Genomic DNA, 16,716 nt, shown 5'->3' on the forward strand with positions numbered 1-16,716 from the left:
ATCGGGGCGGGCTACCGGAGGAGACCGTCGTGGCCTACTGGCCGGGGCTCGGCTCCTACACCCTGGACGACGAGCATGCCATGTGGACCGCCACCCAGTGGGGCGAGCACCTGGAAGACCCGCTGTTGGAGCAGCCCTTCGTCGCGAGCCCGCAGGGTGACCGCCGGGCGATCTTCCACCTCGACGTCCGGCTCCATCCCGACGACCGTGAGCTGACCGGCACCGAATGGGCCGAAGCCGCGCACCGGCTGGCCCGCGCCGCGGGCATCGAAGTTCCTGGCGAGGCGACCGGCTGCCGGTGGATCGCCGTCCAGGCCCAGCCCGGACGCCTCGATCTGATCGCCAACCTGATCCGTCTCGACGGCTCCTGGCACACGCAACCTGCCGAGGTCCTGCGGCACCTGTCGGCCGAGGCGCGCCGCATCGAGCAGGACCTCCACCTGGTCCCCGTTCGAAGCACTCCCAGGCCGCAGGCCGTCGCCCGGCACGCTCCGACAGCAGCCACCCAGCTCGCGGCCATCCTCGCGCAGCTCGCCGACGAGCAGACCGGCCCCTTGGCCACTGTGCGCGGGCTCGTCGAGCACACCGCCCACCAGGTCGCCCGACAGCCCGGAGCCGCTGGTGCCGACACGGCGCATCGCCTGGAACTGATCGCCCGCCGCCTGTACGCCGTCCAGCAAGACCTGGGTGACACCGCAGGACACCTGAGTGCCGCGGTCCAGCCCCGCGTCGCCGCTGCACCACCCGCTGTCCGGCATGCCGCACACCGATCACCGTAGGAGAAACGTCTCTTTGCCTGTTGCCGACCGCTTCCTGGATATCCGCCGCGATCCGCACTCCGACGAGGTCCTCGCCCGAGGTGGAGATCAGGAGGCGCACAGCATCCTCCAGCGCGCTGGTTTCGTCGCCGTCGTCCGCGTCCACGAGACCTACCACCGCGCCCCGACCGGCTTCGCTCAGGACGAGGAAGCCCGCCTCGCCACCGAAGCCGTCGCCCGGCTGCGATCCGCCGGATACCACGTGGACTGCGACGAGGGCTTCGAGACAGAGGCCCGCCCGACCCGTTACCTGCCGCTGGGCACCTCCGTGGCTCACCTCGCCGAACGGATCCGCGAAGCCACCACCACCGACGAGGCGGCCGACGCCCTCACCGAACTGACCGCTGCCCACGACGGCATCCTCACCGCCCTGAGCCACGTGGTCACCGCCGCAGCCGAGTTCCATGACGGGCTCGGCGGTGCGGCCGACCCGCACATCGCCCGCCGGCTGCGTTACCTCGCCGGCGAGCACCTGCACACCATCCGTACCGACCTCGCCGAGACCCGCAACGCGCTCGTCGACCGGCACGCTCCGCACCCCAGCCGCAGCGCCTGCGCCGCAGAGGTCCCCGCCACTGAGCGCGAGCGCTCCGCCGTGTGTGCCTGCCCGCCCCCGCCGCGCACGCTGCCGGCCCCGCCGCCTCCGGTGGCTGCCGGGCTGCGCCGCTGACCCCCACCTCGCTCAAGGACACCATGCACGACTACGACAACTCCGAGCGCCTCGCCTCGTACGCCGACGTCCTCGCCGGCGAACTCCCGGGCGCCTGGACCAGTTTCCCTCCCGAGCACAAGGACGACCTCGCCGAACTGGCTGACCGCATCTGGGACCTGGGCCTCGTCGCCGCGTCACTCGCTGAGCACCCGCTCCAGCAGGCGGCCGTCCTGAGCCGCCCGGACGGAGCCCGGCTCGTCGTCCTGGAACGGCACGACGAACGCGACGGATTCCTCGTTGCCGCCGTCGCCCCGCGCGCCCTGCCCGACGAGGCGTACGGCGCCGTATCCGAGCCCAACGGCATTGCGCTCGTGGACGATCCGTTCCTGGGGACCGAGCAGGTCGTCGGCGACCTGCTCGCCCGCTACGAAGCCGCGCTCGCCCAGGTCCGGCACAACGCCCTGGGTGGCATCCAGCCGTCCCAGCCGGATCGGGTCGTTCTGACCTGGCAGCAGGACGGCAGCGTTGCCGCCGCGCCCGTCGGTGACGCAGCCGGCGCCGTCCTGGTAGCTCACGGCTTCATCCAGGATCCGCACACCGGTATCTACCGCCTCGGCGCGGACGACACCAGGGCCCAGGCTCGCGCCCTGCGCGCGATCGGCCCGCAGCTCGACGCGCTCGGCATCGGCACGGCGCTCCAGCACCCCGCAGCTCGGACCGCGCCCAGTGCCGTCCTGCCGCCGGCCCCTGCCGCCACACGAACGCCGGCCTCCAGGGCTCGATGAAGCCAGGGGAGCCCGTCCTGGTGCTGGAGTACGTCACCATCACCAAGGACCCACGCACGGGCTGGTCGTCGCGATCGGCGGGACCGAGCGAGCGGCGGACATCCTCCAGCGCACCGGTGGCTTCCTGACCGCTCCCGGCCCCCGCGGGGACTACCACCGTCTTCCCCACGGCCTCCCGATCGAGCAGCAGCGCCTGAAGGCCACCGCGGCATCGCACGCCCTGCTCTGCGCCGGTCAAGCGTCCACCTCGACCCCGCCCTGAACGCGCTGACCGCGCCGAACGGCGAACGCGACGCGGCCTGCGCTACCTCGCTCAGCTCGCCGAGCGGGCCTCCCACGCTGAGAGCAGCACCGAGGTCGCCGAGGTCCTGACCGCGATTGCCGGGCCGGCCAGCGGCCTGCTGCCGCTCACCCGGGACGTTGTCGTCAGGGCCTGGATCGCCTTGTCCCCCGCCGCGGACGCCGAAGCGCAGACCCCGACCCCGTCGCCGACCTCGGCAACACGGCCAACGCGCTGTCGCGCGCCGCCCACCAGATCCTCGCCGCCCGCAATCACGCCGCGCGGGCTCCCGAGCGGTCGACAGCCACAACACCGCCGCCGAGCCCCGCGAGGCAGCCGTCCGCCCCCGCACCCCGACGCCGCTGAACTGGAGAACCGCCCATGGGCAATCGTGCCGATGATTACGGCACCGACGTCGAGATCTACGTCAAAGCGTTGACCACCACCATCCACGCCGCCACTCCCACCGGCGCCCCGGCCAAGCTCCACGACCTGCTGGAACAGCTCGGGATGGAACGCCACGAGTACCCCGTCGGCACCCCCCTGTACATCTGGCACACCGTGCCCGACCACCTCGGTGCCGATGAGCAGAAGCACCTGGCGAGCAGGGCGGTCCCGACGCTGCTGATGGCCGGATACAAGGTCAACATCGACCCCGACCTGCTCGACGAAACCGCCTACCAGCAGGCCGTGCGGGAAGTCCGCGCCAGCAAGCCGCGCCCCGTCAAACAGCAGCCGCCACGGGCTGCCTCCGCCCCTCGCCCCACACCGTCCCGGCGTACCCCGTAACGCCCGTCGGGCGGCCCCGGCTCCCTACTCGGGGCCGCCCGCCCCGCACCGACAGCCTTATCGGAGAACCCAGTAACACCCAGCAAGCCCCCGCCGATCAGCCACCGCCTCACACCCCGCCTCGCCACCGCCCTGTTCCGCCGCTACCTACGCGCCTGCATCACCACCAGCCCCCACCGCCCCTCCCCGCCGGCACCTGCCCGCCCCGGAGCCGTCCTCGGCGAAGCCCGGCGGATCGGCCACCGCCACCACCACTGATACCGACCCCCGTCCTGGAGGAGCATGCCCCACTCCCACCCGTACCCGGTGCGGCTGGCCGACGAGATCGCCCGCCAGCTCGGCCAGCTCGGCGACCACCTCGCGATACTCCCCCCGCATGAAGCAACGCAGGTCATCGCACGCGTTGTCGACCCTGCGGACGGCGTCCTCGCCGGCGTCACCCACCTCGTCTCCGTCAGCAGCATGTTCGCCAAGGTCCAGGCCGAGCGCGGCGCCCTGCCCGCTGAGGTGTGGCTCGCCCTGGGGCGGGCCACGAACGAGCTCGACGCCATCGGCGGGGACCTGGACGAGCACCGAGAGATCCTCCAGCACGCCGGCAACCGACCTGAGACCGCACCGGCGAAGCCGCCGGCCCCTGCTCCACTCGTCGTACGGCGGCGCCGGTGAAGAGGAAGCAGTGGCAGGGCTGGGGGGTCGGCGAGCAGGCGCAGCAGCACTACCTTGTCGAGCCCCGCGCCCTCGCCGGCGGCGGTGACCTCCGGCACGTCTCCGAGTTCCTGCGCGCTTCGGGTTGGCGGGACAAGTCCAAGGCGGGCGGTCCCCTTGCCATGGAAAGCCCGGACCGCGCGGTCCGTATCACCTACGACCCCTTCGTACTGCCCGGCGGGTGGACCATCCACGGTGCCGCGAGCGGACATCAAGAGCAGTGGTGGGCAGTCCTCGGGCGGCAAACGCCGGTGGAGATCGTCGCCGGTCTCACCGACGCCCTCACCCGCCCCCGCTCCGCGCACGCCCCCAACGTGTGGGCACCTTTGCGCGAGCAGGGGTGGGACCGTCCGCCCAACGCCGAGCACGTGACCGCGACCAGCCCCGACGGCAGCGCCTGGATGCAGTTCCACCAGGGCCCTGACGGCGAGGCGATGTGGTGGTCCGGGGCGAAGGACAAGCAAGGCAACGGCTGGACAGCCCAGTTCGCCCCCAGCACCCCGATGCACCTGGTGGAAGCCTTCTCGACCGCGCTCGCCAGCCCCGAACCCGTGATGCGCCCGCTCGGACGGGTTCCACACAGCGCCCAGATCCGCACCACGTCCGTGTCCGTCCTGCCCTCCCAGCTCAGCGCCTGGCAGCAGGCCCGGATCACCGCCGCCCGCGCCGCCACCTGGGCTCGCAACGCCGCCCGCAGTAGCCGGCCCCGCACCGCGGCCCGCCCCCACGCCAACGCTGGTGGCGCCCGCACCTACCGCTGATCACCCTCACCCCACGAACCGAGGAGCTTGATGCCCGCACTCACCCCGGACACGGTCCGCACGGCGACCGAGACCCTTTCCCTTCTTGCCGACTACCTGCGTGAGAGCCCCGACCCCGAAGAGGCGCTCGCCCTCGTCGCGCCTCTGCTCGACGAGTACACGGGCCTGCCCGTCCAGCTCGCCGACACCTTGCGCGCCCTCGCCCGCGCCGTGCAGGACCACCCGGACACCCCGCGCACCCCAGAAGTCGGCTTCCTGATCACGGACCTGCGCACCGCCGCATGGGAGCAGGCAGACCAGCACACCCTCCACTACGTCCTGGACGGCCTCCGGGGCCTGTACGGCAGCGCCGTCGCCACCGAGCCGGAGTGCGGCTCGTGCCGCTGAGCGAACGGCAGCTCGCCGCCTTCGCCGACAAGCACGCCTGGCGGATCCCGTTCGACACCAGCCCCCGCCACCTCGCCGGCCCCGGAGACGCCCGCCACGTCACCCACGGCCTGGCCGCCGCCGGATGGAGACCCACCGCCGACCCGCTCAGCGCCGAGATCGTCCTGCGCAGCCCCGATCAGCGGCACAGCCTGCATTTCGACCCGCAGTCCGCCACCTCCGCGTGGTGGCGGCTGCGGGCCGAGCCCACCGGCAGCGAACCGGGCTGGTACGCCGAGTTCGGCGAACTCGTCCCCGCCGAGGTCCTCGCCGCCCTCACCGACGCCCTCGTCGCACCTGCACCCGCCGAGCCGGCCAACCCCCTGCCAGCGCTGGAAGCTGCCGGCTGGCTCATCGACGGCCGCGGGGCCGCCGTCTCCGATCCACCGGGATGCAGGGTGGAGCGCCGGCCCAAGAAGGGCGACGGCACCGTGCCGTGGCGCGAACCAGACCGTACGTCCTGGCACATCGACGTCCGGGACCACCCCCGACCCTTCGCTGCGAGCCCCCGGATCTGGCACGCCTGGTTCGACGGCAACACACCGGAGCACCTCGTGACCGCCTTCATCACCACGCTCGCTGACCGCGCCCCGCTCCAGCGCGGCATGTACGACCGCACCGCCCACGGCGCCGTTCAGAAGCCGAGCCCGCTCACCCCGGAGCAGGTCGTCGAGGCCCACGCCGCCCGACTCGCCGGCATCCGCAGGCAGGCCCGCGGCGCGCGCCGCCGGCCAGAGGCCATGACGCTCCCGGCGAAGGAAAGCACCACCCGTTCCACCGCCCGCCGCTGATCCCGATAGGACACCCCACAATTTCCCTCGATCCCGCCGCACACCGCGAGATGCTGCGTCACCTCGACGCCTTCATCCGCGACAGCAAGAAGATCCTCGACGCCTGGGACGCGTACTCCGACGAGCACACCGGCCTCGACGGCTGGCCGTACGACGACCACGCCTACGGACTCCGCCAGAGCCAGCGCGACGCCGACACCGCCGCCGCATTCGAAACCGTCCACGCTGGCGCCCGCCACCTGCTGGCCACCGCCGAGACGCAGCTCGCCCAACTCCCCTCCCACGCGGTACAGAGCCGCTGGGTATGGCAGCTGGGCGTCCTGCAGAATGCGCTCGGCCGCCTGGATGTACTGCATGAGGAATGGCGGCAGACGCGCGACAGCCTCGCTGCCGCCTGCCCCGGAATCCCGGCGTACGACGACGCCCTCGCCGAGTACCACGCCGAAGCCTGGAGCTACCTCGACGACTGGGCCTCCCGCGGCCAGGCCGTCCTCGACATCAACACAGCTGCCCGCCACGCCCCCTCGACCCTGGCCCCGCCACCGACCGCGACCACGGTCCCCGCGTCCGGCCGGGCCAGCACGGTGCGGAGGTGACCATGCCGAAGTCCCCCGAGATCGTCGATGTCGACTTCGTCGCCCCTCGGCACCTGGCCGGAGGCGGAGATCCCTCCTGGGTCACCGTCCCTCTCCATCGGGCCTGCGGCTGGAGCTACGGCCACGACCCCCTGATGCCGCGCGTCATCCTCTCCAGCCCCGACCAGAGGGCCCTCCTCCGGCTCGAGCCCGACCCGGACGGCCAGTGGTGGACGCTCCACCACGCCCACCAGCCCGACCGGCCCGCCTGGTACGCGAGCTTCGGTGCCCGCACCCCGGTCGAACTCATCGCCGCTTTCACCGACACCCTCACCAGTCCCGCCGTCGATCCTGCTGACGACTGGGACCCGCTGGAACCGCTCCAGAAATCCGGCTGGTCACCGGCCTACAGCCACAACCGTCTCGCCTCGGCCGACGGCACGATCCGCGTCGAGGTCAACGAGACCACCGGCTGCTGGTGGGTCGGAGCCGCCCTCGATCGCACCGGCCCTCCTCTGTGGCAGGCCCGATTCGGCGAGCACACGCCGCCCCACCTGATCACCGCGTTCACCGCAGCACTGACCGACCCCAGCCCGGTGCTGCGTACGGCCTCCGTCATCAACCTCCCCACTCGGGGCCCGGATCTCATCACCGTCACGCGGCGGGAAGTCCCCGCCGCGCACGTCGCCTCCGCCCTGGAAGAACGCGTCCACGCCCTCGCCGCGCGCCGCGCCAGCACGCCGGCGAGTCCGAGCCCCCTTCGACGGTCACCGGCCAAGAACACCCGCAGCCGCTAACCCCTTCGTCCCCGCCCGGAAGCACGTAGCCCTTTGCCACCCTCCTCCAACCCTTCCTCCGACGGGTACGACCTCGTCCTGCGCCTCCTCCTCGGCGTGCTCGGCGTCGTCGTCCCGCTGTCCCATCTCGCCTGGCTGTCCGGCAACATCACCGCATGGCTGACCGCCGACCACTGGGCGCCCTACCAGCCGACCGCCGCCCTGCTCCACCCTGACCAGCTCTGGCCCCAGGTCGGAGAAACGTCCCTGCTCATCGGCGCTCGGATCGTCCCGATCGCAGCCCTGCTCGCGCTCGGCGCCGTGACCGGCGTCCTGTGGGCGCGGCACAAGAGCCGCGGCGGCGGCCGGAAGAAGATCAGCGGCATGGCCAAGGCCCGGGACATCGAGCCGCTGATGGCCAAGGCGATCACCGCCAAGGCCCGCTCGCTGCGCCCGAGCCTGAAGGACACCAAGCACATCGAGGCCCGCGACACCGGCATCTTGCTCGGCAACCTGCAGGGCACCAAGCACGAGGTGCGCATGGGCTATGAGGATGTGGCCGTCGCCATCATGGCGCCGCGCTCGGGTAAGACCACCTCGCTCGCGATCCCCTCCGTACTCGCCGCGCCCGGCCCGGTTCTGCTGACCTCGAACAAGGCTGCGGGTGATGCGTTCACCGCCACCTACGACGCCCGCGCACGCGTCGGTCGGGTGTGGTCGATGGATCCGCAGCAGATCGCGCACGCAGCACGCGAGATGTGGTGGAACCCGTTGGCGGACGCCAAAACCCTGGACGGCGCCGGGCGGTTGGCCGGCCACTTCCTCGCCGCCTCGGTGGACGCGAGCCAGCAGGGTGACTTCTGGTCCAAGGCCGGATCTAACATCCTGTCCCAGTTGTTCCTGGCCGCGGCCCTCGACGAGCGGCCGATCACCGACGTCATGCAGTGGCTGGCCTTCCCCGCCGACCGCACTCCACTCGACATCCTCCGTGACCACGACTTCGCCGCCGTCGCCGCCCAGCTCAAGGGGACGGTCGAGGGACCGCCGGAGACGCGCGATGGCATCTACGAGACCGCCCGCCAGTATGCCGCCGCGCTGCTGAACAGCGAGATCGCCGCCTGGGTCACCCCGCAGAAGGACGTGCGCGAGTTCCGTCCGGCCGAGTTCGTCACGTCCACCGACACGCTCTTCCTGTTGAGCAAGGACGGCGGAGGCGGCGCCAGCGCGCTGATCGCCGCGTGCGCGGACTCGGTGATGCGCGCCGCGACCGCGCAGGCCGAGCGCGCCGGCGGGCGGCTCGACCCGCCGATGCTCGCGATCCTCGACGAGGCCGCCAACGTGTGCAAAATTTCGGACCTTCCGGACTTGTACTCGCACCTCGGCTCCCGCGGGATCATCCCTATCACGATCCTGCAGTCCTACCGCCAGGGCCAGAAGGTCTGGGGGGACGCGGGCATGGACGCCATGTGGTCCGCGTCCACCGTCAAGGTGATCGGCTCCGGCATCGACGACCCCGACTTCGCCGACAAGCTGTCCCGGCTGATCGGCGACCACGACGTCGAGACGACGTCCACCTCACATTCCGAGTCCGGCAAGTCGACCTCCGTGTCGATGCGACAGGAGCGGATCCTGCCGGCCGACGCGATCCGCGCCCTGCCCAAGGGCACCGCGCTGTGCTTCGCCACCGGCATGCGCGCCGCGATGCTCGACCTTCGCCCGTGGTACTTGGAGCCCGGCGCCGACGAACTGGCCGCCGCCTCCAAGCGGGCCTCCGACGGCATCACTAAGCGGGCGGTCGCCAAGCACACACCGAGGCAGACCGACTTCGGGACGGCAGCATGAGATCGATACGACTCCCCGATGGTGCCCGGCTCGCCACCTACGTCGACGGTCCCGCCCAAGCACCCGTGACGGCAGTCCTCGTGCACGGGCTCTCGGTCACCGCTGCCCTGTGGCGCTCGCACGTACCACTCCTGCTGCGCGAGGGGATGCGCGTCGTGCGCTACGACCAGCGCGCGCACGGCTACTCAACCCGCGGCACCGCCGCCCTGAGCCTCAACCAACTGGCCGACGACCTCGCCCAGGTTCTTGAAATGACAGCGCCACGCGGCCCGCTCGTGCTCGCCGGCCACTCCATGGGAGCGATGACGCTCATGCGCCTGGTCGCGCGCCACCCCCACCTCGCGCCCCGCATCCGCGGGCTGGTGCTGATCTCGCCCCCGTACGCCGGTATCAGCACCCGCACGGGCACCGGCCCGGCCCAGTCCATCCTCACGCTGGGCCGCAACCTTCTCGCGTCAGCGTGCACGCACGCGCCGTACCTGCTCGATATGGTCCGGCGGCACCTTCCCACCACCAACCGGTGGGCGCTGCACTCACACGCACGGCCCGCGTCCGATGGGCCGCCGTTGCCGTGCCGGCAGGGCCTGCACGCCACGGTGACCGGCGACATCGCCGCCCTGTGGCACGACCTCGCCGACCAGCAGCCCGACCCCCATCCGCTGCAGCAGCTCGGCGCGCGGGTCCACCTTGTGGCCGGAAGCCTCGACGCCCACATCCCGCCCGAGCAGACCGCTCGTCTTGCCACTTGTCTGCCCAGCGCCCATCTGGAAACCGTCCCGGACGCCACCCACGCACTGCCCCTACGCCACGCACAGCTGGTCACCGACCGAATCTCCCGCTGCGCCTCCCCACCGTTTCTCTCTGACCGATCTCCCGGAGCCACACCACCCCATGCCTCCGCTCAACCTTGTACTGGTCGTGCCGCGGAGACGCGGACGCGCCGACGCAGGACGACTTCGGGCTGGCCACTTGATACTTGATCTCTTCGCGGGACCGGGTGGCTGGAGCCGGGCCCTGGCAGTGCTCGGTGCGCGGGATATCGGCCTGGAATGGGACGAGTGGGCCTGTAAGACCCGAGCAGCGGCCGGGCAGTTGACCGTCCGGACCGATGTTGCGATGTATCCGACGTGGCCCTGGGTCGGCCGGACACGCGGGCTGATCGCGTCTCCTCCGTGCCAGGCGTGGAGCATGGCCGGCAAACGCCTCGGCCTGGTTGACCAGCCGCTCGTACACGAGGCCGTCGAGAACCTCGCCGCCGGACGCGACACCCGCGAACGCCTCCTCGCCGCCTGCCGCGACGAACGCTCCCTGCTCGCGGCCGAGCCCATGCGCTACCTCCACGCCCTGAACATGGTCGGCGAGCCGGAGTGGGTTGCCATGGAGGAAGTACCCGACGTCCTGCCCCTGTGGAGGCAGTACGCGGCCGTGCTCCGCGGCTGGGGATTCTCCGTCTGGACGGGCATCCTCAACGCCGCCGACTACGGCGTACCGCAGACCAGGAGGCGGGCGATCCTGCTCGCCTCCCGGGTCCGTACGGCTCAACCCCCCGCTCCGACGCATGCCCGACTCGGCGAACCCGACTCGCTGTTCGGCCCGGGCCGCGTCCGCTGGGTCAGCATGGCCGAGGCACTGGGGTGGGGCGCCACCGACCGGCCCGTGCCCACCGTGTGCGCCGGCGGCGGGCCCGGCGGCGGCCCCGAACCCTTCCCTTCCGGCTCCCGTAAGACACTGTCCGACGCCCGGGAACGCGGCACCTGGACGCCGCGGCCGGACGGGGTCGTCCTGCAGTCCCGCCGCGAAGGCGCGGGATGGGCGGCCCGGCACGGAACCCGCGAGAACCGCTCCGCGACCGCTCCGGCGCCGACCTTCACCGCCGAGGCGCGCCGCTGGTCATGGTCACTGCGCAGCAACAACCAGGCCAACGCCACCGTCCGGGCCCTGTCCGAGCCGGCCGGGACGCTGTTCTTCGGTCACCGCGCCAATGAGTGCACCTGGGTCGCCGAGCCTTCCGCCGGGCTGGAGGCGGACACGGAGGTGGCGCCCGTCCCGGACCCGATCCGGATCACCGCGCGTGAGGCCGGCATCCTGCAGACCTTCCCGGCCGATTACCCCTGGGCCGGCAACAAGGGCCAGCAGTTCTCGCAGATCGGCAACGCCGTGCCCCCGCTGCTCGCGGCCCACCTCCTGGCCCCGCACCTGAACGTGCCCCTCAACCCCGACGACTTCGCCCTGGCCGCCTGATGCCGCACATACCCGGTCCCGACGAGGACGGCCTCGAGGCGATCCCGCCGCCGCAGGCGGTGTTCCACGTCGAGCAGGCCCTCCTCGGCGCTCTCCTGCTCGAACCGCGGCGCCTGCGCGACTTGGCGGGCATCGGCCCGGAGTCGTTCTCCACCGCCGCTCACGCCGCCCTGTTCGCCGCGATCCGCTCCCTGCCAGCCCCCGACCCGGCCGAGCACGCCAAAAGCACGCAGTGGCTCGACGCCGTACTCACCGCCGCCCGGGAGCACGCACGCGGCCTGAACGCCCCCTACCTCCACACCATGATCCAGGTCTGCCCATGGCCCCGGCACGCGCCCGCGTACGCCCGCATGATCGAGGCAGATCACTGCCGACGCCAGCTGGCCACCGCCGCCCAGCGGCTCATGCACACCGCCCGCGACGCCTCGCTCCCGCAGCGCGTCGCCACCACCCTCGATGCGGCCGACGTCCTCGCCACCGTGGTGGATGACGCCGCCGCCCGGTTCCCACCACACGCCGGCTCCCTGCCCCGCACGCCGGTACCCGTGCCGACCACACCCCACGACGAGGAAGCGGCCGACGAGGAGCGACTGCTCCTCGCGACCGCGACCGCGTACCCCAGCGGCATCGAGCAGATGCGCTGGCTGACCCCCGGCGACTTCACGCAGCCCGTGCACGGCGGGCTGTGGCAGTGCCTGACCACCCTCCTCCGCCGCAGCACGCCCGTCGACCCCGTGACCGTCCTCTGGGAAGCGCAGCACCGCGGCCTCCTGGGCACCGGCGCCGACCCACGTGAGCTGCTGGACCTGCTGGCCGGGCCGGTCGGTTCCCCAGAACACTGGGGCGAGCGCGTCCTGCAGCGCGCCGTCCTGGCCACCGCTCACCACACCGGCCGGGGCATCGAGGCGTTCACTCAGGACCCGGCCACCACGCCGTACCAGCTCGTCGTCGGCAGCCGTCGCGCGCTCGCGGACCTATCAGCCGTACGGACCCGATGGCAGCACGCCACCTCCCCCTCACCGACGCCGACCGACCAGCCCGGGCGCGTCAGGTCCACTGGCGTGCCCCGGGCCGGCCCGCCGCGGACCACCACTCCGCCCGCCGCACGCAATTCGCGCTGAACCCCCGCCCGCCGGTCGTCGGGTCCTCTGTTGACTCGGCGACCGGCATAAGGAGCCCCACTCCGTGACGACATCCGCCATGGCCAGCTCCTCATCCACGCCCACGCCGAGGACGGCCACACCACCGTCGCGGTCGGCACCTACCTCGGCAGCGGCAAGAGCGTCTATCTCCACGGCCAGACCCCGCCCCCTTGGTCCCGGCAACCCAGCTGCGCACCACGTAGGGGCTGTGGGGTAATAGCTGCCGTGGATCACAACTCGCTTCGGAAGCTCGTTGAAGGTCAGCTTCTTCGCCTGGAGGGCAACGCCTTCCAGGACTGCATGGATCGCCTCGGATTGGCGCTGTACCCCGGTGACTACCAGCCAGTGCGGGCGGCCGGGCCGAAGGGCGACACTAAGAACGATGGCTACTGCGCGAAGGCCCGAGTGTTCTTCGCAGCGCACGCCACGCGCGGTGAGCGGATCGACAAGACCAAGGCGAAGATTCGCGGTGACTTGGAGGGCTGCCTCCAGGAGCATCAGAACGTGAGGGTGTGGCGCTTCCTCACTAACGACACGCTGCCGGGCGAGGTCGACCAGTTCATCGACAACGAGCTTCGCCCGTTGCACCCCGATGTCATCATCGAGGTGTGGGGGCTCAAGACGCTCGCCGATGAGATCAGCAAGCTCAAGCGGGAGCTGGTCGACAGGATCATCGACGTCATCTCGGCGGCCGAGCCCAAGCCGAAGCCTCCGGAGAAGCCTCAGTTCGTACAGCTCAGCCACATGCAGACGGGCCGAGATCTCTGGCCAATCCTCTCCGTCTCCCTTGCTTGGTTGCCAGCGGTCGAGCCGGATGGTTGCACCGAGGAGGAAGAGGACCTAATAGACGGCGTTGTCCAAACGTTCACGGACTGGCTTGAGATCTCCGGCGACGTGGAAGCAAGGTCCCGCGCAGCAGTGCGAGATGCTCAGCGTGGGATCACCGAGCTTCTGAACGAGCTGAAGGTCAAGAACCTCGCCGTCTACTCGGGCACGATCGACGACCACCCCATCGGCGACAGCGCCTCGCCGATCTTTGTGAGCATGGCGATATTCAAGATCGTTCGAGTGACCAGTGAGCAGCCCTCGCCTTCGGGTAGCTGAGGGTGCGCGCCTTCCCACAGGCTAGAACTGGAGCGCCAATCTGGCGTCGGCCATGTCCCTTAGAAGGGCACGGCTTTCGGTAGCGGCATGGGGTCGGTGATCGCGGCTACTCGCGACCAACGGTGATGAAGTAGTCATGCCTTGAGAAAGCAATTTTGCGCCAGTACTCCCAGCGCTCGACGATGTACGCCCTTCGCTCCGGGCTCATGAGGTTTGCTCGGGATAGCCCTTCTGACGGATCACTGATGGCCTCGCCCATGTCCGTGATGTGGTAGCCCGTTGAGAAGGTTGGCGGTACGGAGTGCAAGCTCCATGCGTCCACTTGGTACGTGAGGGTGGCGTAGTCCGCTGCTTCTCGCTCTGGAGCCAACTGGTCGTAGGTGTAGTAGTGCTCGCGATCCCGAGGCATGTGGTCGCGCTTCTGCCTCATGTAGTCGGGATTGTCGTGAGGTGACGTCGCTGCACGGAACTCCGAGTCTCGCCCGTAGACGAGGACGAACTGAGGCTCAACCGGGCGGTGCGAGTACCTGGGGGCGTATGTCTTCGCAAAAATGAGCTGGTTCTCTGGAGACGAGAACCAGACCTTCCACTCCGTGAGTTGGTCGATCGCCTGCGTCAATTCGGCGGTCGGTGTCCTCGACCCCTTGTTGAACCACGTCTTCCGAGGGCTCTCGATTTCGATGCAGATCGGCCGGATGGCTCCTGTGTCCCGCCGGACCCACATGAAGTCTGGGACGCGCGTTGGACCAAGACCTTTCAGAGGAGGCTGTCGAATCACGGCGGAGAACGAGGGCCCGTGATGACCTCCCGGGCCGATGTTGTCCGTTGCACCAGGGAGGAAGCAGGGGTGCAGCTCCAAGAACTCTTGCATCTCCCGCTCACTGGGCGAGGAATCAAGAAGGCTCCTCCACTGGGGCAGCAATGAAGACCGGTACTCCTCCCACGTGGTCGCTTGGGGACGATCTGGACTCGTGTCGGTGTCTGCGTGGCGGAAGGTGTGCACCGCAGCAGTATGGATGGAGATGGAGGGTCGAGGGCGGAAAACGGCTGCTACCAGGGCGGGTTGGTGAACCGTCTGGCCTTCGCGTGACACGTCGGCCCGTAGGCGCCGTGGATACCGTCGACCTACCGTGCATCGGCCCCGCGTCCTCGCTCAGCTCGAACCAACGGCTACCGCGGGCGGGCTGACTGCGTTGAGCCGAACCGCTCGTCGAGCGCGGTAAAGAACTCGCGCAACATGTCTGGCGCGCTATCGCCCATGAGTTCATGGCCTCCGAACCTGAAGACCTCGTAACCGCGCAGTCGCAAGGCCCGGTCCTCCGCCGTCATCTCGCCGTACAGCTGGGGCGAGGGCTTTCTATCGTCACCGGAGCCGACTGAGTAGTGCTGGACTCCGTCCACCTCCAGGACGACGCGTGCACCGCTCGGCAGCATGAGCAGAAAGTCCATGCGTTCACGGTTGAGACGGGCCGGCTTGTTGAGCGCTCGGCGCTGCTGGCGGGTGAGCGGGTCGTAGTGCAGGTACACCTGCGGGAGGAGTGCGGGCAGATTCCCGCCGTCTTCCTTGACGTAGCGCTCGCAGTAGGTACGGAATAGCAACTCTTCCGGCGGGCTCCCCAGGGAAGCCAACAACCTACGGAAGAGGTGTTGCTGTACCTCGACGTCCGTCGCTGAGTCGAGATTTTGCTCCTGCCGCCACCAGGAGGTCAGCTCACCCCACGTTAGGCCAGCGCGAGTAAGCGCGCGGTTGTAGACGAGGCAGGTATCGGCGTTGGCCACGACCTCGATGGTGTTGCTGATGGCATCGCGAAGGATGATCTCAGGCTTGTAGCTGGTGGACGCGAAGATGATGTTCTTCATCTCGCCGTCCACTCCCCGGAAGCCCAGGGTGTCCGACGCTAAGTCCTCCAACTCCTCCAACTTGGCGAGCACCGGAGTGAAGAGCTCATTGATGTACCCGCGACGCAGCGCCCAAGAGCCACCATGTGTCATGCCTTGAGCGCTCCAGTATCCGTGCCACCCGTCGAAGTCGTTGAACGGCGGATCGAAGGGGACATCAAGGCGACGCAAGACGGCCTTGAGCGCGCGGATGGCCAGTGCACTGTCTTCGTCTGTGAGCTTCTTCTGACTCTGGTCAGTGCCGTAGGCCGTCAGCTCCGACTTCATGAGCCGCGCGAGCGCGTACCCCGCCTCCAGGTCGCTGTGATCCTGCAGGTCACCCTGACGCAACTGCTGGGCGAGCTTCGAGTCGAACTCGTCGTGCATGTTCCAGTTGTCGTCCGGTATCTGGATGAAGAAGTCGCTCGGCTTCATAGGAGAAGCGTATGGCGATGCAGTTCGGCCGCGGGGATGGTCCACGTCAACCGCCCGCTGGCTGCGGGAGCAGCCCCGCCGCCACAGGGCCCTTCAGCCATCCGGACCGCGGGCCATCGTCCCCCGCAGGAGAGGAGCACGTGAGCCCGGCCGCGCAGCAGCGAAGAGCAACATGCCGACCATTCAGTCTCAACACGCAGAACTTGACAGGGAACGGACCTGGTCCGACGAGACGACCCACGCGATCCACGAGTCCCAGACCCTGCGCATCGAGTGCGTCCACGAAGCCTACCCCCGCGAGACCGCCTGGACCGTAGCCGCATACGAGACACCCGTCTCCGACCGCATGTGGCACCTCACCGCGACCGGCGCCACCCCGGCGCCTGTGCTCCAGACTCTGCTGCATCACCTCGCCGAGGGTGATGGCTGGGACACAGCCGTCGGCGGTCAGGTCGAAGAGAAGACCGTCGCTGCGGCCACCAGGCGCCATACCGACGCCGGTTGGGAGCACACGGTCGACGGACGTTGGATCCGCTGGACGAGCCTGACCGGGGACGCCGGCGTCCATTTCGACGCCTTCGCCGCCCAAAACGCGAACAGCAGCCTGGCGACCTGGACCGTGTGGGCCGGCCCCGACATCAACCGTGCCACCTGGGCTATCCATGCATCCCCCTACGCCCCCCGCCCCGCTCCTGGCCAGCCTCGCTGAGGGCGTC

The 16,716-nt window shown here is 70.1% G+C and carries 18 protein-coding genes and 1 pseudogene; 17 read left to right on the top strand and 2 right to left on the bottom strand.

Annotated elements, in window-relative coordinates; translation table 11 throughout:
* The first annotated feature begins 29 nt into the window (after nucleotides 1-29).
* The 16 genes and pseudogenes from A4V12_RS10175 to A4V12_RS10250 all read left to right on the top strand — a co-directional run bounded on the left by A4V12_RS10175 (nucleotide 30) and on the right by A4V12_RS10250 (nucleotide 13,687).
* Nucleotides 30-779 (top strand): relaxase/mobilization nuclease, encoded by a 750-nt coding sequence (locus A4V12_RS10175; protein ID WP_350498006.1) that lies wholly within the window; start codon nucleotides 30-32, stop codon nucleotides 777-779.
* A 13-nt stretch (nucleotides 780-792) separates the two neighbouring features.
* The gene (locus tag A4V12_RS36330) at nucleotides 793-1,488 is read left to right on the top strand and encodes a hypothetical protein (protein WP_199831255.1); all 696 of its coding nucleotides are present in this window, start codon (nucleotides 793-795) and stop codon (nucleotides 1,486-1,488) included.
* Between the two features lie 23 nt (nucleotides 1,489-1,511).
* Nucleotides 1,512-2,255, top strand: coding sequence for a hypothetical protein (locus A4V12_RS10185; RefSeq protein ID WP_064069019.1), 744 nt, complete (start codon nucleotides 1,512-1,514; stop codon nucleotides 2,253-2,255).
* Between the two features lie 661 nt (nucleotides 2,256-2,916).
* Nucleotides 2,917-3,324, top strand: coding sequence for a hypothetical protein (locus A4V12_RS10195; protein ID WP_064068939.1), 408 nt, complete (start codon nucleotides 2,917-2,919; stop codon nucleotides 3,322-3,324).
* A gap of 282 nt (nucleotides 3,325-3,606) precedes the next feature.
* Nucleotides 3,607-3,990, top strand: coding sequence for a hypothetical protein (locus tag A4V12_RS10200; RefSeq protein WP_064068940.1), 384 nt, complete (start codon nucleotides 3,607-3,609; stop codon nucleotides 3,988-3,990).
* Nucleotides 3,987-4,790: a DUF317 domain-containing protein gene (locus A4V12_RS10205; protein WP_064068941.1), complete on the top strand. Its 804-nt coding sequence runs from the start codon at nucleotides 3,987-3,989 to the stop codon at nucleotides 4,788-4,790. The genes A4V12_RS10200 and A4V12_RS10205 overlap by 4 nt, the downstream gene beginning before the upstream one ends.
* Before the next feature lie 30 nt (nucleotides 4,791-4,820).
* Complete coding sequence (locus tag A4V12_RS10210) at nucleotides 4,821-5,177, top strand: hypothetical protein (RefSeq protein ID WP_064068942.1); 357 nt, start codon at nucleotides 4,821-4,823, stop codon at nucleotides 5,175-5,177.
* Entirely contained in the window at nucleotides 5,168-6,007 is an 840-nt protein-coding gene (locus tag A4V12_RS10215; RefSeq protein ID WP_064069021.1) for a DUF317 domain-containing protein, read from the top strand. The genes A4V12_RS10210 and A4V12_RS10215 overlap by 10 nt, the downstream gene beginning before the upstream one ends.
* A 50-nt stretch (nucleotides 6,008-6,057) precedes the next feature.
* Complete coding sequence (locus tag A4V12_RS10220; RefSeq protein WP_064068943.1) at nucleotides 6,058-6,603, top strand: hypothetical protein; 546 nt, start codon at nucleotides 6,058-6,060, stop codon at nucleotides 6,601-6,603.
* Between the two features lie 2 nt (nucleotides 6,604-6,605).
* Nucleotides 6,606-7,379 carry a DUF317 domain-containing protein gene (locus A4V12_RS10225; protein WP_064068944.1) on the top strand — a complete coding sequence of 258 codons (774 nt, stop codon included), beginning with the start codon at nucleotides 6,606-6,608 and terminating at the stop codon, nucleotides 7,377-7,379.
* A gap of 33 nt (nucleotides 7,380-7,412) precedes the next feature.
* A complete protein-coding gene (locus tag A4V12_RS10230) occupies nucleotides 7,413-9,200 on the top strand; it encodes a type IV secretory system conjugative DNA transfer family protein (RefSeq protein ID WP_064068945.1) in 1,788 nt (595 codons plus the stop codon).
* On the top strand, nucleotides 9,197-10,180 hold the full coding sequence (locus tag A4V12_RS10235) for an alpha/beta fold hydrolase (RefSeq protein ID WP_079136947.1): 984 nt from the start codon (nucleotides 9,197-9,199) through the stop codon (nucleotides 10,178-10,180). The genes A4V12_RS10230 and A4V12_RS10235 overlap by 4 nt, the downstream gene beginning before the upstream one ends.
* Nucleotides 10,170-11,441 (top strand): DNA cytosine methyltransferase, encoded by a 1,272-nt coding sequence (locus A4V12_RS10240; protein WP_064068947.1) that lies wholly within the window; start codon nucleotides 10,170-10,172, stop codon nucleotides 11,439-11,441. The genes A4V12_RS10235 and A4V12_RS10240 overlap by 11 nt, the downstream gene beginning before the upstream one ends.
* Nucleotides 11,441-12,562, top strand: a complete 1,122-nt coding sequence (locus A4V12_RS10245; RefSeq protein ID WP_064068948.1) for a DnaB-like helicase N-terminal domain-containing protein — start codon at nucleotides 11,441-11,443, stop codon at nucleotides 12,560-12,562. Before A4V12_RS10240 ends, A4V12_RS10245 begins: the two co-directional genes overlap by 1 nt.
* Nucleotides 12,563-12,622: 60 nt before the next feature.
* Nucleotides 12,623-12,742: pseudogene (locus A4V12_RS39900) on the top strand (DUF317 domain-containing protein); the annotation flags it as partial.
* A gap of 66 nt (nucleotides 12,743-12,808) precedes the next feature.
* Nucleotides 12,809-13,687: a hypothetical protein gene (locus tag A4V12_RS10250; RefSeq protein WP_234372129.1), complete on the top strand. Its 879-nt coding sequence runs from the start codon at nucleotides 12,809-12,811 to the stop codon at nucleotides 13,685-13,687.
* A gap of 106 nt (nucleotides 13,688-13,793) precedes the next feature.
* Here the strand turns inward: A4V12_RS10250 and A4V12_RS10255 are convergent, their stop codons facing one another.
* Both A4V12_RS10255 and A4V12_RS10260 read right to left on the bottom strand, forming a co-directional pair.
* Nucleotides 13,794-14,690 carry a Shedu anti-phage system protein SduA domain-containing protein gene (locus tag A4V12_RS10255; protein WP_159028841.1) on the bottom strand — a complete coding sequence of 299 codons (897 nt, stop codon included), beginning with the start codon at nucleotides 14,688-14,690 and terminating at the stop codon, nucleotides 13,794-13,796.
* 167 nt (nucleotides 14,691-14,857) lie between these two features.
* On the bottom strand, nucleotides 14,858-16,000 hold the full coding sequence (locus A4V12_RS10260; protein ID WP_064068950.1) for a hypothetical protein: 1,143 nt from the start codon (nucleotides 15,998-16,000) through the stop codon (nucleotides 14,858-14,860).
* 172 nt (nucleotides 16,001-16,172) lie between these two features.
* On the opposite strand from A4V12_RS10260, the gene A4V12_RS38505 reads away from it, so the two are divergent.
* A complete protein-coding gene (locus A4V12_RS38505) occupies nucleotides 16,173-16,709 on the top strand; it encodes a DUF317 domain-containing protein (protein ID WP_064068951.1) in 537 nt (178 codons plus the stop codon).
* Nucleotides 16,710-16,716 lie beyond the last annotated feature (7 nt).

The organism is Streptomyces noursei, from assembly GCF_001646665.1.
Classification (GTDB): Bacteria; Actinomycetota; Actinomycetes; order Streptomycetales; family Streptomycetaceae; genus Streptomyces; species Streptomyces lavendulocolor.